Source organism: Streptomyces olivaceoviridis, assembly GCF_014650115.1.
Taxonomy (GTDB): Bacteria; Actinomycetota; Actinomycetes; order Streptomycetales; family Streptomycetaceae; genus Streptomyces; species Streptomyces olivaceoviridis.
Map to the genome: position 1 here is coordinate 108,282 of NZ_BMUI01000004.1, position 22,506 is coordinate 130,787.

Sequence of the window (22,506 nt, forward strand, 5' to 3'; positions counted from 1 at the left end):
CAAGTTCCCGGAGGAGGAGCGCTACGTGTACAGGAGATACCCCTTCCGGACCCGCCGGAACGCGGCCAGCTCCTCCTGCCAGGCCCCCGTCACCTCGTCGGTGCCGGCGCCCGCGTCGATCATCGTGCGGACCTGGGCCGAACCGGTGAGCTTGTCGATCCAGTTGTCGGACCGCCAGCCGAAACCGCTCCACGCCTTCCGGGCGGTCACCAGCAGCGCGATCCCGGTGCGTACGGGGTCGTAGGCGGCCCGGTCGGTCACGTGGATCTGCACCCCGCCGACCGTCTTGCCCTGGAACTTGGAGAACGTGGGCGTGAAGTACGCCTCCCGGAACCGCACGCCCGGCAGGCCCGCCTCGTTCGCGGCGGCGGCCCAGCGGCCGTCGAGGCCCTCGGCGCCGAGGAGTTCGAAGGGCCGGGTCGTGCCGCGCCCCTCGGAGAGGTTGGTGCCCTCGAACATGCAGGTCCCGGAGTACACCAACGCGGTCTCCGGCGTGGGCATGTTGGGGCTCGGCGGCACCCAGGGCAGGCCGGAGGCGTCGTAGAACCCGGAGCGCTTCCAGCCCGACATGCGGACGGTCTCCAGCGGGACGGGCGTGGCCAGGAACTCGCCGTTGAACAGGCGGGCCAGCTCCGCCACCGTCATCCCGTGCGCCTGCGCGACCGGCTGCCGGCCGACGAAGGTGGCGAACTCCTTGTGCAGCACCGGGCCCCGCGCCTCGCGTCCGGTCACCGGATTCGGGCGGTCCAGCACGACGAACCGCTTGCCGGCGAGCTGGGCCGCCTCCATGCAGTCGTAGAGGGTCCAGATGTACGTGTAGAAGCGGGCGCCGACGTCCTGGATGTCGAAGACGACGGTGTCGACACCGGAGGCGGTGAAGACGTCGGCGAGCGGACGGCCGCTCTTCAGGTACGTGTCGTACACCGGGAGGCCGGTCGCGGGGTCGTCGTAGCGGCCCTCGGAGCCGCCCGCCTGCGCGGTGCCCCGGAAGCCGTGCTCGGGGCCGAAGACCGCCGTCAGCCTGACGCGGGGGTCCCGGTGCATCACGTCGACGATGTGCTCGGTGTCCCTGGTGATGCCGGTGGGGTTGGTGACGACACCTACGTTCTGGCCGGAGAGGAGTGAGTAACCGTCGGCTTCGAGTCTTTCGAACCCCGTGTGGAGATGCTCGCGGTGCGGGGGCGTCGCTGGGAGGGCTGCTGTGGTTGCCGATGCGAGAAGGGTCCGTCGGGACAGGTGCATGGGACCTCCGGTGGGTGGGCACGTCCGGGCCGTCTGTGGTTGCTCGCGCAGTTCCCCGCGCCCCTTGAGGTTGGAGCAGTTCCTCTTCCTTCACACATACCGACCGGTTAGTCTGACCCGAACAGAGCCGACGCGCGCCGCGCGAAAGTCGTGTCGAAGGAGACCGATGGTGGAAGCCGTGCAGGATGCGGGAGTGGTCGTCACCGGAGCCGGCGGGGGGATCGGGGCGGCGTTGGCCCGGCGGTTCGCCGCCGAGGGGGCGCGGGTCGTGGTGAACGACCTGGACGCCGGGAAGGCCGAGGCGGTGGCCGAGGAGATCGGCGGGACCGCCGTGCCCGGTGACGCCTCCGCGGTCGTCGCCGAGGCCCGCGACGCGCTCGGCGGCACGGTGGACGTCTACTGCGCCAACGCGGGCGTCGCCTTCGAGGACGGCGACCTCGACGGCACCCTGGACGAGAGGACCTGGGCCGCGTCCTGGGACGTGAACCTGATGGCCCACGTCCGGGCCGCGCACGCGCTGCTGCCCGACTGGCTGGAGCGGGGCGGCGGGCGGTTCGTCTCCACCGTCTCCGCCGCCGGGCTGCTCACCATGATCGGCGCGCCCTCCTACAGCGTCACCAAGCACGGCGCCTACGCCTTCGCCGAGTGGCTGTCGCTGACGTACCGGCACCGGGGGATCAAGGTCCACGCCATCTGCCCGCAGGGCGTCCGCACCGACATGCTGGCCGCCACCGGCAGCGCGGGCGACCTGGTGCTCCAGCCGACCGCGATCGCCCCCGAGGCCGTCGCCGACGCCCTGCTCCAGGGCATCGCGCAGGACCGCTTCCTGATCCTGCCGCACCCCGAGGTCGCCGGCTTCTACCAGGCGCGGGCCGGCGAGCCGGACCGCTGGCTCACGCACATGAACCGCCTCCAGCAGAAGTGGGAGGCCGCCCGGTGACCGCCTCCCCGTACGCGGCCCGGCCCTGGCTCGCGCTGCTGACCGAGGCCCAGCGCGCCCCGGTCGAGCCCGCCGACTCGCTCGTGCACGCCCTGAGCGACGCCGTCGCCGAGGCCCCCGACCGCACCTTCCTCGCCTACTTCGACGCCCGGCTCAGCTACCGGGAGGCCGACGAGCTGAGCGACGCCGTCGCCGCCCACCTCGCCGCGCGCGGCCTGGAACGCGGCGACCGGGTGGCCGTCGTGCTCCAGAACTCCCCGCACTTCGTGCTCGCCGTGCTCGGCGCCTGGAAGGCGGGCGCGACCGTCGTCCCCGTCAACCCCATGTACAAGTCGGGGGAGGTGGCGCACGTCCTGCGGGACGGCGAGGTGGCCGCGCTGATCTGCTCCGACCGGGCCTGGGAGGCGTACCTGCGGGAGACGGCCGCCGACTCGCCGGTGCGGATCGTGCTCACCGCCTGCGAACGGGACTTCCAGACCCGCGACGACCCGCGCGTGCTGGGCTTCGAGCGGCTGCCCCAGGCCCCGGACGCCGACGACCTGGTGGCCGTCGCCCGGCAGGGCGGCCGGGCCCCCGAGGGCCGCGCGCCGCGCCCGGACGAGATCGCGCTGATCAGCTACACCTCGGGCACCAGCGGCACGCCCAAGGGCGCCACCAACACGCACGCGAACGTCATGCACAACGCCGAGCGGCAGGCCACCGGGCTCGGCCTGCCCGAGGCGCCCGTCTACTACGCGCTCGCGCCGCTGTTCCACATCACCGGCATGGTCTGCCAGTTCGGCGCCTGTCTGAGCAGCGCCGGCACCCTCGTGCTCACCTACCGCTTCGAGGCCGGGGCCGTCCTGGACGCCTTCGCCGAGCACCGCCCGCACTACACCGTCGGACCCTCCACCGCCTACATGGCGCTGGCCGCCCGCCCCGACGCCACCCGCGAGCACTTCGCCTCGTTCGTGAACCTGTCCTCGGGCGGCGCCCCCGTGCCGCCGGCCCTGGTGGAGGCGTTCCGGGAGCGCTTCGGGCCGTACATCCGCGTCGGCTACGGCCTCACCGAGTGCACCGCCCCCTGCGCGTCCGTCCCGCCGCACCTGGAGGCGCCCGTGGACCCGGTCTCCGGGACGCTGTCCGTGGGCCTGCCCGGCGCCGACACGGTCGTGCGGATCCTGGACGAGCAGGGCGCGGAGGTGCCCTTCGGGCAGCACGGCGAGATCGTCGTCCGCGGGCCGCAGGTGGTGCCCGGGTACTGGCGGCGGCCGGACGCCACCGCCGAGACCTTCCCGGACGGCGAGCTGCGCACCGGCGACATCGGGTTCATGGACGAGCGGGGCTGGCTGTACGTCGTGGACCGCAAGAAGGACATGATCAACGCGTCCGGCTTCAAGGTGTGGCCGCGCGAGGTCGAGGACGTCCTCTACACCCACCCGGCGGTGCGCGAGGCGGCCGTCGTCGGCGTCCCCGACGGGTACCGTGGCGAGACCGTCAAGGCCTATATCAGCCTCCGTCCGGGGGCCGAGACGGACCCGGACGAACTCGCGGCGTACTGCAAGGAGAGACTGGCCGCCTACAAGTACCCGCGCCAGGTGGAGATCCTGCCCGACTTGCCGAAGACGGCGAGTGGGAAGATCCTCCGGCGGGAACTGCGTTCCCGTTAGCAGCGAGTGACCTCATGGAAAGGCAGGTGGCGGCAGTGCCCAGGACGACGGACGGAGACGGGACGCCCGTCCCGCAGCGGCTGCTGGCCGCCGCCACCCGGCTCTTCGCCGAGCAGGGCTACGACCGCACCTCCGTGCAGGAGATCGTGGAGGCGGCCGGCGTCACCAAGGGGGCGCTGTACCACTACTTCGGCTCCAAGGACGACCTGCTGCACGAGGTGTACGCGCGCGTGCTGCGCCTCCAGCAGGAGCGGCTGGACACGTTCGCGAACGCCGACGAGCCGGTGGAGAAGCGGCTCAGGGACGCGGCGGCGGACGTCGTCGTCACCACGATCGAGAACCTCGACGACGCGATGATCTTCTTCCGGTCCATGCACCACCTGAGCCCGGAGAAGAACAAGCAGGTCCGCGCCGAGCGCCGGCGCTACCACGAGCGTTTCCGCGCGCTCGTGGAGGAGGGCCAGAAGGCGGGCGTCTTCTCCACGGCGACCCCGGCCGACCTGGTCGTGGACTACCACTTCGGCTCGGTCCACCACCTGTCGACGTGGTACCGGCCGGACGGCCCGATGGGCCCGCAGGGGGTGGCCGACCACCTGGCCGACCTGCTGCTGCGGGCCCTGCGGCCGTAGGTACCCCAGAGGTTCGCCGACGACCTGCGGGGTCCCCGCGGTCTCAGAGGTACTTCTTCAGCTCCCGGCGGGCCAGCGACCGCTGGTGGACCTCGTCCGGGCCGTCGGCGAGCATCAGCGTGCGCGCGCTCGCGTACAGCTCGGCCAGCGGGAAGTCTTGGCTCACCCCGCCCGCGCCGTGCAGCTGGATCGCCCGGTCCAGGATGCCGACCACCGCGCGCGGGGTGGCGATCTTGATGGCCTGGATCTCCGTGTGGGCGCCCTTGTTGCCGACCGTGTCCATCAGCCAGGCCGTCTTCAGCACCAGCAGCCGTAGCTGCTCGACGGTGACCCGGGCGTCGGCGATCCAGTTCTGGACCACTCCCTGCTGGGCCAGCGCCTTGCCGAACGCGGTACGGGTCACGGCCCGCCGGCACATCAGCTCGATCGCCCGCTCGGCCATCCCGATCAGCCGCATGCAGTGGTGGATGCGGCCGGGGCCGAGCCGGGCCTGGGCGATGGCGAAGCCGCCGCCCTCCTCGCCGACGAGGTTCGACACGGGCACGCGCGCGTGGTCGAAGACGACTTCGGCGTGGCCGCCGTGCGAGTGGTCCTCGTAGCCGAAGACCTGCATGGCCCGCTTCACGGTCACGCCGGGGGTGTCGCGCGGGACCAGCACCATGGACTGCTGACGGCGGATGTCCGCCCCGTCCGGGTCCGTCTTGCCCATCACGATGAAGATCGCGCAGTCCGGGTTCATCGCCCCGGAGATGTACCACTTGCGGCCCGTGACGACGTACTCGTCTGTGCCGTCGGAGGCTCGCTCGATGCGCGTGGTGATGTTGGTGGCGTCCGACGACGCCACCTCCGGCTCGGTCATCGCGAACGCCGAGCGGATCTCACCGGCCAGCAGCGGCTCCAGCCACTGCTTCTTCTGCTCCTCGGTGCCGAACTGCGCCAGCACCTCCATGTTCCCGGTGTCGGGCGCGGCGCAGTTGGTCGCGGTCGGCGCGAGGTGCGGGGAACGGCCGGTGATCTCGGCGAGCGGCGCGTACTGGAGGTTGGTCAGCCCGGCGCCGTACCCGGCGTCGGGCAGGAAGAGGTTCCACAGCCCCTGCCTGCGGGCCTCGGCCTTCAGCTCCTCGACCACGGCCGGCGTGTCCCACGGGGACGCCAGCCGCGCCCGCTGCTCCTCGGCGACCGCCTCGGCCGGGTAGACGTACTCGTCCATGAAGGCGAGGAGCCTGTCGCGCAGCTCCTCGGTGCGCGCGTCGAACGCGAAGTCCATGCCGGTCAGCCTTCCTGAAGGGTCGTGAGTCCGTGGTCGATGAAGACGGGCACGAGGTCGCCGATGCGGTCGAAGCCGCGGCCGACCGTCTGGCCGAGCGTGTACCGGTAGTGGATGCCCTCCAGGATCACGGCGAGCTTGAACCAGGCGAACGCCGTGTACCAGGAGACGGCCGAGACGTCCCGGCCGGAGCGGGCGGCGTACCGCTCGACCAGCTCGCGCGGGTCGGGGTGCCCCGGCGCCTCGGCGGTGGTGGAGACGGGCGAGTCGGGCATGCCGAGCGGCAGGCTGTACATCACCAGCAGACCCAGATCGGTGAGCGGGTCGCCGAGCGTGGACATCTCCCAGTCGAGGATGGCCTTGATCGTGTCGTCGTCGCCGATCAGGACGTTGTCCAGGCGGTAGTCGCCGTGGACGACCGCCGGGGCGGGGGAGGCGGGCAGCCGGCGGCCGAGGGCGGCGTGCAGCTCGTCGATGCCCGCCAGCTCGCGGTTGCGGGAGGCGTCCAGCTGCTTGCCCCAGCGGCGCAGCTGCCGGTCCAGGAAGCCCTCCGGGCGGCCGAAGTCGGCGAGGCCCACCTCGGCGGGGTCCACGGCGTGCAGCTCGACCAGCGTGTCCGCCAGGGACAGCACCGCGCTCCGGGTGCGCTCGGTGCCGAGCGGGGCGAGCTGGTCGGCGGTGCGGTACGGCGTGCCCTCCACGAATTCCATGACGTAGAAGGGCGCCCCGAGCACCTCCTCGTCCTCGCACAGCAGCAGCGGGCGCGGGACCGGCACCCGGGTCGGGTGCAGCGCGCTGATCACCCGGTGCTCGCGCCTCATGTCGTGCGCGGTGGCCAGCACGTGGCCGAGCGGCGGCCGGCGGACGACCCACTTCGACGTGCCGTCCGAGAGCGCGTAGGTGAGGTTCGACCGTCCGCCCTCGATCAGCCGTCCGGTCAGGGGGCCGTTCACCAGACCGGGGCGCTCGCGGTCGAGCAGGGCGCGCAGCCGGTCCAGGTCGAGACCGGGCGGGTGGTCGGCGCTCATACATCACTCCTACGAACCGGCGAACAGGACTGCACTCATGATGCCGACCGGTCGGTATGCCGTCCAGTGCGCGCGGTGAAGATCGGTCGGAACGTGACCGGAGCCACGACAGGCCGACGGCCCCCGGCGCGCCGCCCGGGAGCCGTCGCCTTCGCCTCCGTCCGTCAGTGGTCGTCCCAGTGGTCCCCGTGCTCGGCGTGCCGGTGCCCGCCGTGCAGATAGTCCACGTGGTCGCCGTGCGGCACCTGCGCGTGCCCGCACTCGTCGTGGTGCACGTGCTCGTGGCCCTCGTGGACGGCGTGCCCGGCCGGCTCGCACTCGTCCCAGTGGCCCTCGTGCTCCCGGTGCAGATGGCCGTCGTGGACGTAGTCGACATGGTCGCCGTGCGGCACGGCGTTGTGTCCGCAGTCCGGGCCGTGGCGGTGCGTCGCGTGCTCGGTGTGTTCCTGGTGAAGGGTGGTCATGGTGCTCACCTTCGGGGGGTACGGGGTGCCTGACGTCGGCAGACTGTCATGCGAAAGCCGCGTATCGGGACATCCCGGTTGCGTGGCGCACGAGTACCCCGGAGGGATGACGGCACCAGGGGCAGGGGAGTCGGACAGGTCCTAGACCACCAGTACGGCCGCGCACACCGCCATCGCCACCGCGCACAGCACCGCCGCCGTCGCGTGGCGCGGGGCGAGAGCGGGCGGTGGGGTGCCGGCCGCCAGGGCGTGGATGCGGAGGTGGGCGACCCTGAGGAAGGCCAGGCACAGCCCGCAGCACAGCGCGCACAGGACGATCCCGGCGGCCGAGGCGCCGCCGTGCAGCGCCGCCCTCACGGCCAGTACGGTGGCCACGGCGGCCGACAGGGTCGTACGCCGCCAGGCCAGCCGGGTGCGCTCCGGCTGGAGCCCGGGATCCCGCCCGGCGCCCGCCTCCCCGGCACTCACCCCTCCCCCCGCACCAGGACCACGAGCACCATCGCGACGGCCACCACCGCCACGACCACGCTCAGCAGCGCGGGGAAGCGGGAGGCGGGCAGGTCCTCGCCGCGGCGCATCGCGCGCTCGCAGCGTACCCAGTGGTTCACCGCGCGCAGGGAGCACAGGACGCCGGCCGCGAGCAGGGCCAGCGCGAGCCCGACCCGCCAGGCCCAGCGCAGGTCCGGGAGGAACTGGTCCACCGCGAATCCGCCGCCGATCAGCGCCAGCGCGGTGCGCAGCCAGGCGAGGAAGGTGCGCTCGTTGGCCAGCGAGAACCGGTAGTCGGGGGTCCCGCCCTCGTCCCGCACCCGCTCCGGCGCGAACCACAGCCGGATGTTCCGTACGAATTCGCTCACGCGGCCGACCCTACCCGGCGGTCACCGGCCCGCCCGGAACGCCCGCAGCCGCTCGTAGGCCGCCAGCCCGTCCGGCACCCACGCCCACTCGCCGAGCCGCCGCTCGACCTCCTCCTCGGGCAGGAAGGCGTGCCACTGGACCTCCTCCGCCTGCGGCCGGACGGGCAGCTCGCAGCGCACCTCGTACACCGCCGACCACCAGCTGTTCCCGGCGCCGTCGTCGTAGAGGAACTTGAAGAGGAACTCCGGCCGGGGCAGTCCGGTCACGCCCAGCTCCTCCTCGGCCTCCCGCAGCGCCGCCTCGTCGTAGGACTCGCCCGCGCCGACGACCCCGCCGACGAACAGGTCGTACAGGGAGGGGAACACCAGCTTGGTCGCCGTGCGCCGGTGCACGAAGAGCCGGCCGGCCGCGTCGCGGGCCTCGATGAACACACAGCGGTGACGCAGCCCGCGGGCATAGGCCTCGCCGCGCGGGTACCGGGCGACGACCCGGTCGTGTTCGTCGACGATGTCGAGGATCTCGTCAGCAGGATTCATACCCGTCATCCAAGCAGGGCCGTTTGGGGCGGGCAGGGGCGTCTGGGGCGAACAGGGCCGTCTGGGGCGGGCCCCGCCGTGTGGTGTGCGGAGGGCCGTCTGGGGCGGGGCCCGTGGTCTGGGGCGGGCCGGGGCGTCTGGTGCGGACAGGGCCGTCTGGGGCGGGCCCCGTGGTCTCGGGCGGAGAGGGTCGTGCGGTGTGGGGAGGGGCAGTCTGGGCCGGGCCCCGTGGTCTGGGGCGGGCAGGACCGTCCGGTCGGGGTAGGGCCTGCTTACCTGGGCGGGACCGGATCGTCCGGGCAGGGCCGGATCGTCCGGGCGGGGCCGGATCGTCCAGGCCGGGCCGGCTCATCCCGGCAGGGCCGGCTCGTACGGGCGAGCCGGCTCAGCGGCGTTGGAGGTCCCGGGCTCCCGGCCCCGTCTCCGCCGTGCCGCACGGCATCGCGGGATGCAGTCCGAGCAGCACGATGCCCGCCACCACCGCCGCGAGTCCGGCCGCCTCCCCGGCCAGCGCCCCGGTGTCGGTGCGCAGCCGGTCGCCCATGAAGCCCACGCCGCACAGGATCCCGGCGAGCGGCTCGGCCGCCGTGAGCGCGGGCAGCGACATGCGCAGCGGGGCGGTCTCGAACGCGCTCTGCACCAGGACGAGACCGGTGACCCCGCAGGCCACCACGCCGTACGGCTGCCAGCCGGTGAACAGCTCGGTGAGGCCGCCGTCGGAGAAGCGGGTGCCGCTCACCCGGGTCAGCGCGTCCTGGACGCCGTAGAGCAGCCCGGCCGCCAGGGCCAGCAGCACCGGGCCCCAGCTCAGCCGGGACCGCTTGGCGAACGTCGTCAGGACCAGGGCCGCGCCCACCACCGCGCCGATGATCAGCCAGTGCCGCAACGGATCGGTGACCGCCGTGCCGCCGCGCGGCTCGCCCGCGACGATGAACGCGCTCACCCCGCCCGCGAGCAGCAGCAGACCGGCCCAGCCCTGGCGGCCGAGCGGTTGTCCGGTCTGGTGCCGGGAGAGGGCGAGGGCGAACAGCAGGTTCGTCGCGAGCAGCGGCTCGACCAGGGAGATCTCACCCTTGCCGAGGGCGATCGCGCCCAGCACCATGCCGGCCACCATCAGCCCGAGACCGCCCAGCCAGCGTGGTATCCGCATCAGGTCGAGCAACAGACGGAAGGAGAGGAAGTCGCTGAGCGGTGCCTTCTGCGCCGCGTTCTGCTGGAGCACGAATCCGAAACCCAGACAGCAGGCAGCGCTCACGGCGAGCAGGAGAACCAGAACCGACACGCTGTGTACCTCGATCATCCGGCCGTACCACGGGCGGTAGTGGCCGACTGTAGCGCTCCCAGGACGGCATTGCCCCGGAAGCACCCGGAACCGGGCGGTTGCTCGTCGCGGTCCGGGGTCCGACTCGCCATGGTCCGGGGCCGACAGGCGCCGCGCCATGGCGTACGCCACAGCGGTCGGGGCGCACGACCCGAAAACGGGATGGCATACGCCACAGGAACGTTCCCGGGTCCGGGCGTGCCGTGCCCCGCCCACCTGCGCAGGGACGATCAGATTCCGCTTCGGCCGAGGAAGTTGAAGCTCGCACCACCGCCGTTGCCGCTTGACGCAACCCTTGGCTGAGGGTTTGCTGTGCGTGATCGGTCGATGGCAGCCCGAGAAACAGGAAGTCCTGCGGTGCCTCCTCTTTCGCCTCTGCTCGGCACTCGCCGGGCCCCCACGGAACCGTCCGGCGAGACCGCCGAGGACGCCTCCGGGGCCTATGACGCCGCCCTCGACGACGCGGAACTCGGCGCCGCCCGAGCCGCGTTGGCCCAGGGCCGGCGGCAGGCCGCCCGCTCCCTGCTGGTGCACACCGGCGACGACTGGGACCGCCGCGGCCACCGCCTCACCGTGCTCGCCCAGGATGCCCGTGCCGCCGCCTGGGCGACCGACTGGCTGACCGCCGAACCCGGCTCCGCCGACGCCAGCACGCTGCTCGCCCTGGCCCTGGTGCACCGCGCCTTACGCGGCGGGGAGGAGCCCGGCCCGGCCCGCGAGGCCTGCGGCACGGCCGCCGCGCTCGCCCCCGACGACCCCACCCCCTGGCTGGGCCGGCTGCTGCTCGCCCGCGCCCTCGGCCCGGAGCGCGAGGTGCTCGCGGCCTTCGCCGAAGTGCGCCGCCGCCACCCCGAGCACCACCACGCCCACCACCTGCTGATCGCCCGCCTGGCCGAACGGCCCGCCGGCGGCCGGGCCGAGGCCCACGAGGTGTACGACCTCGCCGAGCAGGCCGCCGCCGAGGCCCCCGCCGACTCCCCGCTGGCCGTCCTGCCGGTCGTCGCCTACGCCGAGCGCTACCGGGTCCTCGCCGCCACCGGCCTCACCCCCGCCGACCCCGCGGCCTGCGGGCACTGGTCCGGCCCGCGGGCCCGGCGCATCCTGCGCGCCTGCTTCGACTGGTGGCTGGAGTGGGAGCACGACGAACACCCGCGCCGTCACGTCGACCTCAACCACCTCGCGTTCGCCCTGTCCCGCGCCGGCCGCCCGGCCGAGGCGGCGGCCCTCTTCCGCCGCATCGGCGCGCACGCCACCCCGGCGCCCTGGTCGTACGCGCACCCCGACCCCCTGGCGGCCTTCCACGCGGCCCGCGCCCACGCGCTCGGGCACTGAGACACCGGGGCCCGGACGGCGTACCCAAGAGGTGACGCGGGTGAGAAGTGGTTACGGAAATCTGACCGACGGCCCGATCATCTGGCCCCACGCGGCCCCGAGTGCTCGAATGAGTACGTGAACTCTGAACAATCCGAGGAGCACGCACCCGAACGGGACGGCCGGCCCATCGGCCGCCGCGTCTTCCTCGGCACCCTCGGTCTGGGCGCGCTCGGCGTGGTCGCGGCACCCGCCCTGCAACGCGGCGTCGAGGGCTTCCTCGGCGGCGTCGCCGGCAAGGACCCCACCGGTCTGACCGGTCTGCTGCCCAACGGCGGCGGCTTCCGCTACTACTCCGTCGCCGCGTCCGTGCCGCACAAGACCGCCGCGGACTACCGCCTCACCCTCGACGGCCTGGTCGACCACCCGCGCGGCTACACCCTCGACGAACTGCGCGCCCTGCCGCGGACCCGGCTGGTCAAGGACGTCCAGTGCGTCACCGGCTGGCGGGTCCCCGGCACCCCCTTCGAGGGCGTACGCCTGTCCCACCTGCTCGACGCGGCGGGCGTCCGCCCCTCCGCCAAGGCCCTGCGCTTCACCTGCTTCGACGGCACCTACACCGAGAGCCTCACCCTGGACCAGGCGCGCCGCCCGGACGTGCTGGTCGCCCTGCGCATGCAGGACAAGGACATCGGCCACGACCACGGCGGCCCGGTCCGCCTCTACGTCGCCCCCATGTACTTCTACAAGTCCGCCAAGTGGCTCTCCGGCATCACCGTCACCGACCGGGTGCAGCCGGGCTACTGGGAGAACCTCGGCTACGACGTCGACGCCTGGGTCGGCCGCTCGAACGGACGCGGCGATGAGCCTACGAGCTGAGACCCCGGCCCCGCCGAGCGCCCGCGTCCACCGCTTCACCCGCGCCGAACGCTGGGTGCACCGCGCGACGGCCGCGCTGATGGGCGTGTGCGTGGTGACCGCGGCCGTCCTCTACGTCCCGCAACTGGCGGTCCTGGTCGGCCGCCGGGAACTGGTCGTCCGGGTGCACGAGTGCGCGGGGCTCGCGCTGCCGGTGCCGGTCCTGCTGGGCCTGGCCTCCCGCGCCTTCCGCGCCGACCTGCGCTTCCTCAACCGCTTCGGCCCGCACGACCGGGTCTGGCTGCGCGCCGCGTCGCGCCGCGACCGGCGCCACGGCTCGCGCCCCGCGGGCAAGTTCAACGCCGGCCAGAAGGTCTACGCCGCGTGGATCGCCGGCGCGACCCTGGTCATGCTCGGCACCGGCCTGATGATGTGGTTCACCCGTCTCACCCCGCTGATGTGGCGTACCTCGGCGACCTTCGTCCACGACTGGCTGGCCCTGACGATCGGCGTGGTCCTGGCCGGCCACATCGGCATGGCCCTCGGGGACCCGGAGGCGAGACGGGGGCTGCGGACGGGAACGGTGAGCGAGGAGTGGGCGAACCGGGAACACCCGCTCTGGCGCCCGTAGCCCTTGTCCCGCTCGGAACCCCACCCGCTCAGAACTCCAGCAGCACCTTGCAGGACCGCTCCCGGTCGGCGGCCAGCGCGAACGCGGAGCCGGCCGCTGTCACGGGGACCACGGAGCTGATCAGCCCGTCGAACTCGCCCCGGGCTGCGAGCAGTTCCAGCGCGTCGTCGAACTCGGCGTCGAACCGGAACGCGCCCCGCAGGTCGATCTCCCGGCTCACCACCAGGTTCCCGGCGAACGGCGTACGCCCGGCGGGCAGCATCCCGAGCTGGACGACCACACCGCCGCGCCGCACCCGCCGCAGACAGGTGTCCAGTCCGGCGGCCACCCCCGAGGCCTCCACGGCCACGTCCACCTCCGCCGGCCACCCGGGATCGTCCGGATCGTCGGCCCGTACGAGCGTGTCGGCACCGGCGACGGCCGCGTACCCCAGCGCCTCGGGCACCAGGTCGGTGACCGTCACCCGCGCCGCGCCCGCCGCCTTCGCCGCCGCGACGACCAGGCACCCGATCGGCCCGGCCCCGGTGACCAGCACATGACGTCCGGCCACCTCCCCGGCCCGCCGCACCGCGTGCAGCGCCACCGACAGGGGCTCGGCCAGCGCGGCCCGGCGCAGCCCGAGCCCGTCCGGCAGTGCCCTCAACTGGCGTGCGGGAACGGCCACTTGGCCGGCGAAGCCGCCCTGCACATGTGGAAACCGCGCCGCACTGCCCAGGTAGCGCGTGTCGCGGCACACGTTCGCCCGTCCCTCGGCGCACTCCGGGCACACCCCGCACGGCGTGGCCGGGTGCACGGCGACCGCCGTACCCGGGGCGGGACCGGTGGCACCGGGGCCGTAGGACACCACCGTGCCGACCACCTCGTGCCCGAGCACCATCGGCTCGCGGAGCCGGAAGTCCCCGACCCCGCCGTGCCGCCAGTAGTGCAGATCGGACCCGCACACCCCGCCGTACCGGACCGCCACCAGCGCCTCGCCGGACCCGGCCCGAGGGGGCGGCAGCTCCTCCACCCGCAGCTCGCCGGCCCCGTGGATCACACACCCCAGCACGCCCGCCGCCCCTTTCACAGCACGCTCGTCATGCCGCCGTCGACGTACAGCACCTGCCCGCCGACGAAGTCCGCCGCGGGCGAGGCCAGGAAGAGCAGCCCGCCCACCAGGTCCTCGGTACGGCCCCAGCGTCCGGCCGGGGTGCGGCGGCGCACCCACGCGCTGAACTCCTCGTCCTCCACCAGGGGCCGGGTCAGCTCGGTCTCGATGTAGCCGGGGCCGAGGCCGTTGACCTGGACGCCGTACGGCCCCCAGTCGGCGCACATGCCCTTGGTGAGCATCTTCAGCGCGCCCTTGGTCGCCGCGTACGGCGCGATGCCCGGGCGGACCACCTCGCTCTGCAACGAGCAGATATTGATGATCTTGCCGTGCCCGCGTGCCGTCATCCGCCGGGCGGCCTCCCGGCCGACGAGGAACGCGCTGGTGAGGTTGGTGTCCAGGATGCGGTGCCAGTCGGCGTCCGCGAACTCCAGCAGCGGGGCGCGCAGTTGCATGCCCGCGTTGTTGACCAGGATGTCGAGCGGGCCCACCCGCTCCTCGACGTCCGCGATCCCGGCGGCCACGGCCGGACCGTCGGTCACGTCGAACACCGCCGTACGCACCTCACCGGGAAGGTCCGCCGCGGCCTCGGCCAGCCGGCCGGCGTCGCGCCCGTTGAGGACCACCGTGCAGCCGGCCTCGGCCAGGCCCCGGGCCAGCGCGAGGCCGATGCCCCGGCTGGACCCGGTGACCAGGGCCGTACGGCCGCTGATGTCGAAGAGGGGGTGAGCCGTCATCGCCGTACCCCTAGATGATCAGGGAGAGGAGCAGTACCAGGCCGCCGGCGACCACCGAGATGATCGTCTCCATCACCGACCAGGTCTTCACGGTCTGCCCGACGCTCAGCCCGAAGTACTCCTTCACCAGCCAGAAACCGGCGTCGTTGACATGGCTGAAGAACAGCGAGCCCGCGCCGACGGCCAGGACGAGCAGGGCCGCGTGCGTGGTCGACATGTCGGCCGCGAGCGGCGCGACCAGGCCGGCCGCCGAGACCGTCGCCACCGTCGCCGAGCCGGTCGCCAGCCGGATCGCCACCGCGATCAGCCAGGCCAGCAGCAGCGCCGGGATCGACCAGTCCCTGGAGATGTCCAGGATCATCTGGCCCACGCCCGAGTCGATCAGCGTCTGCTTGAAGCCGCCGCCCGCGCCCACGATCAGCAGGATGCCGGCGATGGGCATGAGGCCCTTCTCGACGGTCTGCTGGAGCCGGTCCTTGGTGAACCCGGCGGGCCGGCCCAGCGTGAAGAAGCCGACGATCACGGCGGCGAGCAGCGCGATCAGCGGGGAGCCGACGACGTCGAAGACACGCTGGGTCGTGTCCGTGGCGTCGTCGATGACGATGTCCACCAGCGCCTTGGCCAGCATCAGCACCACAGGGAGCAGCACGGTGGCGAGCGTCGCGCCGAAGCCGGGACGGCGCTCCAGCTCCTCCGAGGCGCGCTGCGGCAGCATCCGGTCGGGTGCCGGCACGTCCACCCAGCGGGCCGCGACCTTCGAGAACAGCGGACCGGCGATGATCACCGTCGGGATGGCGACCAGGATGCCGAGCGCCAGGGTCACGCCCAGGTTGGCCTTGACCGCGTCGATGGCGACCAGCGGGCCGGGGTGCGGCGGGATCAGGCCGTGCATCACGGACAGACCGGCGAGCGCCGGGATGCCGATGCGCATCAGGGAGTAGTTGCCGCGCTTGGCGACCATCAGCACGACCGGGATCAGCAGCACGATGCCGACCTCGAAGAACAGGGGCAGGCCGATCACGGAGGCGATCAGCACCATCGCCCAGGGCATGGCGCGCCCGCCGGCCTTGGCGAGGATCGTGTCCACGATCTCGTCGGCACCGCCGGAGTCGGCGAGCAGCTTGCCCAGGATCGCCCCGAGCGCGATCAGGACGCCGACGCCGGCCACGGTGGAGCCGAGTCCGGTGGTGAAGCTGGTGATGGCCTTGTCCAGCGGCGCCCCGGCGACCGCCCCGAGCGCCAGTGACCCGATGGTCAGCGCCAGGAAGGCATGGAGCTTGAACTTGGTGATGAGCAGGACGATGACTGCGATGCCCACCAGGACGGCTATGCCCAGTTGGGCGTGTCCGGCGGAGGTGATCGGCGCAGGCGCGTCCGCTGCCAGCATCTCGACGCTGAGTCTGGTCACGGGGGTTCCCTTGCGGTTACGGGGTGTTCTGACGGGCGCTACTGAGCGCTGCCCGCGGTGTCGGGAAGCAGGTCGAGTGCCTGTACGGCGCGCTCGGTGATCTCCTGGGGGCTGCCGCTGACGTCCACGGCGACTCCCGCCTCGTCCGGCTCCAGGGGCTGGAGCGTCGCGAACTGGGAGTCCAGCAGCGCGGTGGGCATGAAGTGCCCCTGGCGCTGCGACATCCGCTCCTCGATCAGCTGCCGGTCGCCCGTCAGGTGCAGGAACACGACCCCGGGGGCCACGGCCCGGAGCCGGTCGCGGTACGACCGCTTCAGCGCCGAGCTGCTGACCACCCCGCCCAGTCCGGCCCGGCCGTGCGCCCAGTGCCCGATGGCCTCCAGCCACGGCCACCGGTCGGCGTCGTCGAGCGGGATCCCGGCCGACATCTTGTCGATGTTGGCCTGGGGGTGGAAGTCGTCGCCCTCGGCGTACGGGACGCCCAGCCGCGCGGCGAGCAAGGGACCGATCGTGGTCTTGCCCGTCCCCGCGACGCCCATCACGACGACGACCTGGGGGGTTCGCATCACTGCCTCGCTGTCTTCCTCGACATCGACGCCACTGCGGCGTCGCCACACTGAAACCCATTAGGTACGACGAATTCAAGAGTCTGTGACATATAAGTCTGACTTTTTGTCGCTGTGATCCACGCCGTACGCTGAGTGCATGACCACACCGGGCCGGGGGCTGCACGGCCATGTACTGGACACCCTCGGCCCCGCGATCACCGCGGGCGAGTACCCGCCGGGCAGCGTCCTGCGCACCGACGAACTGGCACAGCGCTTCGAGGTGTCGCGCTCCGTGATGCGCGAGGCGGTCCGCGTGCTCGAATCCATGCACCTGGTCGAGTCCCGCCGCCGGGTGGGCGTCACGGTCCGCCCCAAGGCCGAGTGGAACGTCTACGACCCGCAGGTCATCCGCTGGCGCCTGGCGGGCGCCGACCGCCCGCACCAACTGCGCTCCCTCACCGTGCTGCGCTCCGCGATCGAACCCGTCGCGGCCGGCCTCGCCGCGCAGCACGCCACGGCCGAGCAGTGCGCCGAACTCACCGAGTGCGCGCTCGGCATGGTGGCCAACTCACGCGGCCACAAGCTGGACAAGTACCTCGTCCACGACATCGCCTTCCACCGGGTCGTGCTCACCGCCTCGGGCAACGAGATGTTCGCCCGCCTCGGCGACGTCGTCGCGGAGGTGCTGGCCGGCCGCACCCATCACGAGGTCATGTTCGAGGACCCCGACCCGGCGGCCGTCACCCTGCACGTAGGGGTGGCCGAGGCGGTCCGCGCGGGCGACGCGCCCCGCGCGGAGGAACTCACCCGGCAGATCGCCGTGGGCGCCCTCCAGGAACTGGACATCCTGGCGCCCTAGGGTCGGACCGGCCTGGCCGCGGCTACTCGCCCGGGAAGTCCCCGTCCACGTACACCCACGCCCCGTCCACCCGCTCGAACCGGCTCCGCTCGTGCAGCGAGCCACCCCGGTAGGAGGCACGGAACGTCACCGTACCGGTGCTGTGGAAGGCGGATCCGTCGGCGGTGTCCAGGATCTCCAGCCCCGTCCACCGCATCCGCGGGTCGAGGTCCAGCCGCGCGGGCCGGGTCCGGGGGTGCCAGGTGCGCAGCAGATACCCCGCGTCCCTCTTGACGAACGCGCTGTACCGCGAGCGCATCAACAGCTCGGCCGTCGGCGCGGACGCCGCGCCGGTGTGGAAACGGCCACAGCAGGCTTCGTAGGACTGGGGGAGCCCGCAAGGGCAGGTGCGCGAGGTCATGGCACACATTCTCCCCGCAGCAGGAGAGGCGTCCGCCGCGGGTCGGGTGCACAGTGGAAGTGCCGGACTGGAGCGCCCCTCAGGGGGCGCGGGGAACTGCGCGACCAGCCACGATGGACCGGCGGACGGCCGGCGGCCCGTCGCGGCACGATCCGCGGAGCGAGGTGGCGGACGATGACCGGACCCCTGCACAGCCGTCCCGCCGTCAAGGAATGGCGGCTGAACCTGTACCTGTCCGAGCACGACCCGGACACCACGGCCCGGATCATCCTCGACACCGGCGACAACGTCCTGGAGAGCCACGCGGAGGCCCGCCGCAACCCCTACGACCAGGCGATGCCGGAGATCGGCGACGAACTCGCCGCCGGACGCGCGCTCATCGCCATGGGCCGCATGCTGCTGCGGGCCGCCGACGGCGACATGAAGGCGACCGGAGCCGCCGACACGGACGCCCCGGCGCCGCTCTGGCAGCCACGGGAGTGAAGGAGCCCGCCGTGCACTTCACGAACCGCCTCGAAGCGGGACGCAGACTGGGCCAACGCCTGGAGTACCTCAGGGGCCAGGACGTCGTGGTGCTCGGGCTCCCACGAGGAGGGGTGCCGGTCGCCGCCGAGGTCGCCGAGGCGCTCGACGCGCCCCTGGACGTCTGCCTGGTGCGGAAACTGGGCGTGCCGTACCAGCCCGAGCTGGGCATGGGGGCGATCGGCGAGGACGGCGTCCGCGTGATCAACCAGGAGGTGCTGCGCGGCACCGGGGTCTCCACCGGGGACCTCGCCCGGGTCGAGGAACGCGAACGCCGGGTGCTGGAGCAACGGGCCGCGCGCTACCGGGGCGCCGCACCCCCCGTCTCCGTCGCAGGCCGGACCGCCGTCGTGGTGGACGACGGCGTGGCCACCGGCTCCACCGCGCGGGCCGCCTGCCGGATCGCCCGCGCCAGGGACGCCGCACGCATCGTGCTGGCCGTCCCCGTGGCCCCGCGGGACTTCGCCCGGCGCCTCGGCGGGGACGCCGACGAACTGGTCTGCCTGGACACCCCGTGGCACTTCGCCGCGGTCGGCCAGTTCTACGCCGACTTCGCCCAGGTCGGCGACGAGGAGGTCACCGCCTGTCTGCGCCGGGCCGCGAGCCGGCACCGGCACACCGCGGGCGCCGGCTCCACCGACCGGGAGGTGACGGTGACCGCCGGCGGCGCCCGGCTGGGCGGGCGGCTCACCGTGCCCGAGGACGCCACCGGCGTCGTGGCCTTCGCGCACGGCAGCGGCAGCAGCCGGCACAGCCCGCGCAACCGGTTCGTGGCCGAGGGGCTGCACCGGGCCGGCCTCGGCACCCTGCTGTTCGACCTGCTCACCGACGCGGAGGAGGCCGACCGGGGCAACGTCTTCGACATCGCCCTGCTGGCCGGACGGCTGCTGGACGCCACCCGCTGGCTGCGCGAGGAACCCGGCGCCGAAGGGCTCGCCATCGGCTTCTTCGGCGCCAGCACCGGCGCGGCCGCCGCCCTGTGGGCCGCCGCCGACCCCGAAGCGCACCCCGCCGCCGTCGTCTCCCGCGGCGGCCGGCCCGACCTCGCCGGACCCCGGCTGGCCGCGGTGACCGCACCCACCCTGCTCGTCGTCGGCGGCGCCGACCCGCAGGTCCTCGCCCTCAACCGGGAGGCACAGGCACGACTCCGGTGCGAGAACCGGCTGGAGGTGGTCCCCGGCGCCACCCACCTCTTCGAGGAGCCCGGCACGCTGGAACGGGTGACCGAGCTGGCACGTGACTGGTTCACGGACCACATGGCACCCGCGCACGTATAGGCCCGCGGCCATGGGCGAGGAGGCCGCAGCCATGGGCGAGAAGCCCGTCACCCTGTTCCTCGCCGGTGACGTCATGCTCGGCCGGGGCGTCGACCAGATCCTCCCGCACCCCGGCGACCCGGCCCTGCGCGAGGACCACGTCCGCGACGCCCGCGACTACGTCGCCCTGGCGGAGACCGTGAGCGGACCGGTACCCCGGCCCGTGGACCCCGCCTGGCCCTGGGGCGAGGCCCTGCCCGTCCTGGAGCGCGCCGCCCCGGACGTACGGGTGGTCAACCTGGAGACCGCCGTCACCCGGGACGGCGACTTCGCCCCCGGCAAGGCCGTCCACTACCGGATGCACCCGGCCAACCTGCCCTGCCTCACCGCGGTCCGCCCCGACGTCTGCGTCCTCGCCAACAACCACGTGCTCGACTTCGGCCCGTCCGGCCTCGCGGAGACCCTCGACTCACTCGCCGCCGCCGGACTCCGCACCGCCGGGGCGGGCCCGGACGCGGACGCCGCCTGGCGCCCGGCGACCGTCCCGCTGCGGCCGGGCGGACGCGTCCTGGTCTTCGCCTTCGGCATGCCGTCCAGCGGCATCCCGCACAGCTGGGCCGCCACCGCCGAACGCCCCGGCGTGGCCCTCGTCACCGCGCCGACCACCGCCGCCGCGAAGGACTTCGCCGACCGCCTGCGACACACCGGGCGGCGGCCCGGCGACCTCGTCGTCGCGTCCGTTCACTGGGGCCCCAACTGGGGCTACCCGGCCTCCCGCGACGAGGTCCGCTTCGCCCGCGCGCTGATCGACGCGGGCGTCGACATCGTCCACGGGCACTCCTCCCACCATCCGCGCCCACCGGAGGTCTACCGCGACCGGCTCGTCCTGTACGGCTGCGGCGACCTCGTCGACGACTACGAGGGCATCGGCGGCTACGAGCGCTACCGCGACGACCTGCGCCTGCTGTACCTGGTCTCGGTCGAGCCCGGCACCGGCCGGCTGACCGGTCTGCGGATGGTGCCCCTCCGGACGCGCCGGCTGCGCCTGGAGCACGCCTTGGCCGAGGACACGGCCTGGCTGCGCACGGTCCTCGACGGCTACGCCCGCGCCCTCGGCACCCGCGTCGAGCACGGCGACGGCGGCACGCTCACGGTACGGGCGCTGCGCTGACCCCCGGACACTCAGGCACGCCCGCCCTTGCGCAGGAACCTCCGCAGCCGGGTCAGCGTCCAGGTGTTGATCACGTCCTCCCCGGTGAGCCAGCCGCGCTGCGCGGTGGCCACGCCGTAGCGCAACTGCGCGAGGTGCGGGACGGAGTGCGCGTCGGTGTTCACGGCGAACTTCACCCCGTGCGCCCTGGCCCGCAGGATGTCCTCGTCCCGCAGGTCCAGCCGGTCCGGCTGGGCGTTGACCTCCAGCGCGGTGCCGGTGCGCGCGCAGGCCGCGAACACCTCGTCCCAGTCGGCGTCGACCCCCGGCCGCTTGCCGATCAGCCGGGTGGTGGGGTGCCCGATGATGTTGACGTACGGATGCTCACAGGCCCGCACCAGCCGCCGCGTCATCGCCGCCCGGCCCAGGTCGAAGTGGGAGTGCAGCGAGGCCACGCACAGATCGAAGCCGGCCAGGAACTCCGCCGGCCAGTCCACCTCCCCGTCCGGACCGATGTTCAGCTCGGTGCCGTGCAGCAGCCGCATCCGGCGCCGGGTGCCGTCCAGCTCCCGCAGCCGCTCCCGCTGGGCGAGGATCTTCTCGTCCGTCATGCGCTGCATGTACAGGTTGGGCGCGTGGTCGGTGACCGCGTAGTACGCGTGACCCCGCTCGGCGGCGGCCTCCACCATCGCCTCCAGCGAGGCGAGGCCGTCCGTGAGATCGGTGTGCGTGTGCAGGTCGCCGCGGATGTCCCGCTCGGTCACCACCTCGGGCAGGCCGTCGCCCAGCGCCGCCTCGATCTCCCCGCGGTCCTCGCGCAGCGTCGGCGGGATCCACGGCAGGCCGAGCCGCGCGTACACCTCCTCCTCGGTGCGGGACGCCAGCGACTCCCCGCTCCCGGTGTCGAACACGCCGTACTCGGAGAGCTTCAGCCCCAGGTGCACGGCGATGGTCCGGGTGCGGATGTTGTGCGCCTTGGACCCGGTGAAGTACTGCAACGCGGCGCCCCACGACTCCGGCGGCACCACCCGCAGATCCAGCTGGAGCCCCTTGCCGGTGCGCACCGACGTCTTCTTCGCGCCCCGCGCGATCACCTCGGCGGTGACCGGCAGCTCGCACAGCGCGTCCATGAACGGCGCCGACCGGCGCGCCGAGACCAGCACGTCCAGGTCGCCGACGGTCTCCCGCATCCGGCGCAGCGAACCGGCGTACGCGCAGCGCTCGCAGCCCGTCACGGCGGACAGCTCGGCGGTGATCTCCTCGGCGGTGTCCAGCGCCGGAGCCAGCGGCACCCGCGCGCCCGCCCGCCGGAGCAGCTCGATCCCGTGCCGGATGTTCTCCTGCGTCTTCTCGCCGAAGCCCTTCAGATCGGCCAGCGCGTCCGCCTCGATGGCCGCGGCCAGCTCGCTCACCGAGGAGATGTGCAGGTCCTCGTAGAGCCGCAGCGCCTTCTTCGGCCCCAGGGTCGGGATCGTGATCAGCTCCCGCACCCCCGCCGGGATCTTCGCCCGGCGCTCCTCCACCACGGCCATCGTGCCCGTGCGCAGATACTCGGCCACCTTCTCGGCGATCGACCGGCCCACGTTCGGGATCTCCCGCAGCCCGTCGGCGTCCAGCGCCGAGACGTCCACCGGATACCCGCCGATCGCCCGCGCCGCCTTCTCGTAGGCGCGCGCCTTGAACGCGTCGCCTCCGGTGATCGCGATGAGATCGGCGTACTCCTGGAGGAGCGCCTCGACCTCGTCGTTGCGACGGGCCACCCCTCAAGTCTAGGTAGCGGCACCGAGGCACGCGAAAGGCCCCCG

At 73.3% G+C, this 22,506-nt stretch carries 24 protein-coding genes; 10 read left to right on the forward strand and 14 right to left on the reverse strand.

The window, feature by feature from the left end; translation table 11 throughout:
* Positions 1-21: 21 nt before the first annotated feature.
* Positions 22-1,242: an exo-beta-N-acetylmuramidase NamZ family protein gene (locus IE273_RS09640; RefSeq protein ID WP_189814734.1), complete on the reverse strand. Its 1,221-nt coding sequence runs from the start codon at positions 1,240-1,242 to the stop codon at positions 22-24.
* Positions 1,243-1,408: 166 nt separating this feature from the next.
* Here IE273_RS09640 and IE273_RS09645 point away from each other — a divergent pair, with 166 nt between their 5' ends.
* From IE273_RS09645 to IE273_RS09655, 3 genes are read left to right on the forward strand one after another with little or no spacing between them, the layout of a single operon-like run.
* Positions 1,409-2,182 (forward strand): SDR family oxidoreductase, encoded by a 774-nt coding sequence (locus IE273_RS09645; RefSeq protein WP_189814735.1) that lies wholly within the window; start codon positions 1,409-1,411, stop codon positions 2,180-2,182.
* On the forward strand, positions 2,179-3,831 hold the full coding sequence (locus tag IE273_RS09650) for a class I adenylate-forming enzyme family protein (protein ID WP_189814736.1): 1,653 nt from the start codon (positions 2,179-2,181) through the stop codon (positions 3,829-3,831). The genes IE273_RS09645 and IE273_RS09650 overlap by 4 nt, the downstream gene beginning before the upstream one ends.
* 35 nt (positions 3,832-3,866) lie before the next feature.
* Complete coding sequence (locus IE273_RS09655) at positions 3,867-4,460, forward strand: TetR/AcrR family transcriptional regulator (RefSeq protein WP_189814737.1); 594 nt, start codon at positions 3,867-3,869, stop codon at positions 4,458-4,460.
* A gap of 43 nt (positions 4,461-4,503) precedes the next feature.
* Here the strand turns inward: IE273_RS09655 and IE273_RS09660 are convergent, their stop codons facing one another.
* The 7 genes from IE273_RS09660 to IE273_RS09690 all read right to left on the reverse strand — a co-directional run bounded on the left by IE273_RS09660 (position 4,504) and on the right by IE273_RS09690 (position 9,895).
* The gene (locus tag IE273_RS09660; protein ID WP_189814738.1) at positions 4,504-5,727 is read right to left on the reverse strand and encodes an acyl-CoA dehydrogenase family protein; all 1,224 of its coding nucleotides are present in this window, start codon (positions 5,725-5,727) and stop codon (positions 4,504-4,506) included.
* Between the two features lie 5 nt (positions 5,728-5,732).
* Positions 5,733-6,755 carry a phosphotransferase family protein gene (locus tag IE273_RS09665; protein WP_189814739.1) on the reverse strand — a complete coding sequence of 341 codons (1,023 nt, stop codon included), beginning with the start codon at positions 6,753-6,755 and terminating at the stop codon, positions 5,733-5,735.
* Between the two features lie 164 nt (positions 6,756-6,919).
* Positions 6,920-7,219 (reverse strand): hypothetical protein, encoded by a 300-nt coding sequence (locus tag IE273_RS09670; protein WP_189814740.1) that lies wholly within the window; start codon positions 7,217-7,219, stop codon positions 6,920-6,922.
* Between the two features lie 141 nt (positions 7,220-7,360).
* Complete coding sequence (locus IE273_RS09675; protein ID WP_189814741.1) at positions 7,361-7,687, reverse strand: DUF202 domain-containing protein; 327 nt, start codon at positions 7,685-7,687, stop codon at positions 7,361-7,363.
* Positions 7,684-8,076: a YidH family protein gene (locus tag IE273_RS09680; protein ID WP_189814742.1), complete on the reverse strand. Its 393-nt coding sequence runs from the start codon at positions 8,074-8,076 to the stop codon at positions 7,684-7,686. Before IE273_RS09680 ends, IE273_RS09675 begins: the two co-directional genes overlap by 4 nt.
* A gap of 21 nt (positions 8,077-8,097) precedes the next feature.
* Positions 8,098-8,613: an NUDIX domain-containing protein gene (locus IE273_RS09685; protein ID WP_189814743.1), complete on the reverse strand. Its 516-nt coding sequence runs from the start codon at positions 8,611-8,613 to the stop codon at positions 8,098-8,100.
* A 385-nt stretch (positions 8,614-8,998) separates the two neighbouring features.
* Entirely contained in the window at positions 8,999-9,895 is an 897-nt protein-coding gene (locus IE273_RS09690; RefSeq protein WP_189814744.1) for a DMT family transporter, read from the reverse strand.
* A gap of 396 nt (positions 9,896-10,291) precedes the next feature.
* On the opposite strand from IE273_RS09690, the gene IE273_RS09695 reads away from it, so the two are divergent.
* From IE273_RS09695 to IE273_RS09705, 3 genes are all read left to right on the forward strand, one after another.
* Positions 10,292-11,266 carry an amino acid adenylation domain-containing protein gene (locus tag IE273_RS09695; protein WP_189814745.1) on the forward strand — a complete coding sequence of 325 codons (975 nt, stop codon included), beginning with the start codon at positions 10,292-10,294 and terminating at the stop codon, positions 11,264-11,266.
* A gap of 117 nt (positions 11,267-11,383) precedes the next feature.
* A complete protein-coding gene (locus IE273_RS09700; protein WP_189814746.1) occupies positions 11,384-12,124 on the forward strand; it encodes a molybdopterin-dependent oxidoreductase in 741 nt (246 codons plus the stop codon).
* Positions 12,108-12,734, forward strand: coding sequence for a cytochrome b/b6 domain-containing protein (locus IE273_RS09705; RefSeq protein WP_189814747.1), 627 nt, complete (start codon positions 12,108-12,110; stop codon positions 12,732-12,734). The genes IE273_RS09700 and IE273_RS09705 overlap by 17 nt, the downstream gene beginning before the upstream one ends.
* A 28-nt stretch (positions 12,735-12,762) precedes the next feature.
* On the opposite strand, the gene IE273_RS09710 is transcribed toward IE273_RS09705, so the two are convergent.
* The 4 genes from IE273_RS09710 to IE273_RS09725 are packed head-to-tail and all read right to left on the reverse strand — an operon-like array spanning position 12,763 to position 16,532.
* Positions 12,763-13,782 (reverse strand): L-idonate 5-dehydrogenase, encoded by a 1,020-nt coding sequence (locus IE273_RS09710; RefSeq protein WP_189814748.1) that lies wholly within the window; start codon positions 13,780-13,782, stop codon positions 12,763-12,765.
* Positions 13,783-13,796: 14 nt separating this feature from the next.
* Positions 13,797-14,558 (reverse strand): SDR family oxidoreductase, encoded by a 762-nt coding sequence (locus IE273_RS09715; protein WP_189814749.1) that lies wholly within the window; start codon positions 14,556-14,558, stop codon positions 13,797-13,799.
* 10 nt (positions 14,559-14,568) lie between these two features.
* A complete protein-coding gene (locus tag IE273_RS09720) occupies positions 14,569-15,966 on the reverse strand; it encodes a GntP family permease (protein ID WP_189814750.1) in 1,398 nt (465 codons plus the stop codon).
* A gap of 38 nt (positions 15,967-16,004) precedes the next feature.
* On the reverse strand, positions 16,005-16,532 hold the full coding sequence (locus tag IE273_RS09725; protein ID WP_041665056.1) for a gluconokinase: 528 nt from the start codon (positions 16,530-16,532) through the stop codon (positions 16,005-16,007).
* 139 nt (positions 16,533-16,671) lie between these two features.
* Between IE273_RS09725 and IE273_RS09730 the strand changes: the two genes are divergently transcribed.
* On the forward strand, positions 16,672-17,373 hold the full coding sequence (locus IE273_RS09730) for a FadR/GntR family transcriptional regulator (RefSeq protein WP_189814751.1): 702 nt from the start codon (positions 16,672-16,674) through the stop codon (positions 17,371-17,373).
* A gap of 22 nt (positions 17,374-17,395) precedes the next feature.
* On the opposite strand, the gene IE273_RS09735 is transcribed toward IE273_RS09730, so the two are convergent.
* Positions 17,396-17,773, reverse strand: a complete 378-nt coding sequence (locus IE273_RS09735; protein ID WP_189814752.1) for a YchJ family protein — start codon at positions 17,771-17,773, stop codon at positions 17,396-17,398.
* Positions 17,774-17,947: 174 nt separating this feature from the next.
* Between IE273_RS09735 and IE273_RS09740 the strand changes: the two genes are divergently transcribed.
* The 3 genes from IE273_RS09740 to IE273_RS09750 are packed head-to-tail and all read left to right on the forward strand — an operon-like array spanning position 17,948 to position 20,722.
* Entirely contained in the window at positions 17,948-18,256 is a 309-nt protein-coding gene (locus IE273_RS09740; protein WP_189814753.1) for a dsRBD fold-containing protein, read from the forward strand.
* A gap of 11 nt (positions 18,257-18,267) precedes the next feature.
* A complete protein-coding gene (locus IE273_RS09745; protein WP_189814754.1) occupies positions 18,268-19,572 on the forward strand; it encodes a phosphoribosyltransferase family protein in 1,305 nt (434 codons plus the stop codon).
* A 31-nt stretch (positions 19,573-19,603) separates the two neighbouring features.
* Positions 19,604-20,722, forward strand: coding sequence for a CapA family protein (locus IE273_RS09750; RefSeq protein ID WP_189814755.1), 1,119 nt, complete (start codon positions 19,604-19,606; stop codon positions 20,720-20,722).
* An 11-nt stretch (positions 20,723-20,733) separates the two neighbouring features.
* Here IE273_RS09750 and polX read toward each other — a convergent pair whose 3' ends face one another.
* Complete coding sequence (polX, locus tag IE273_RS09755) at positions 20,734-22,461, reverse strand: DNA polymerase/3'-5' exonuclease PolX (protein WP_189814756.1); 1,728 nt, start codon at positions 22,459-22,461, stop codon at positions 20,734-20,736.
* Positions 22,462-22,506 lie beyond the last annotated feature (45 nt).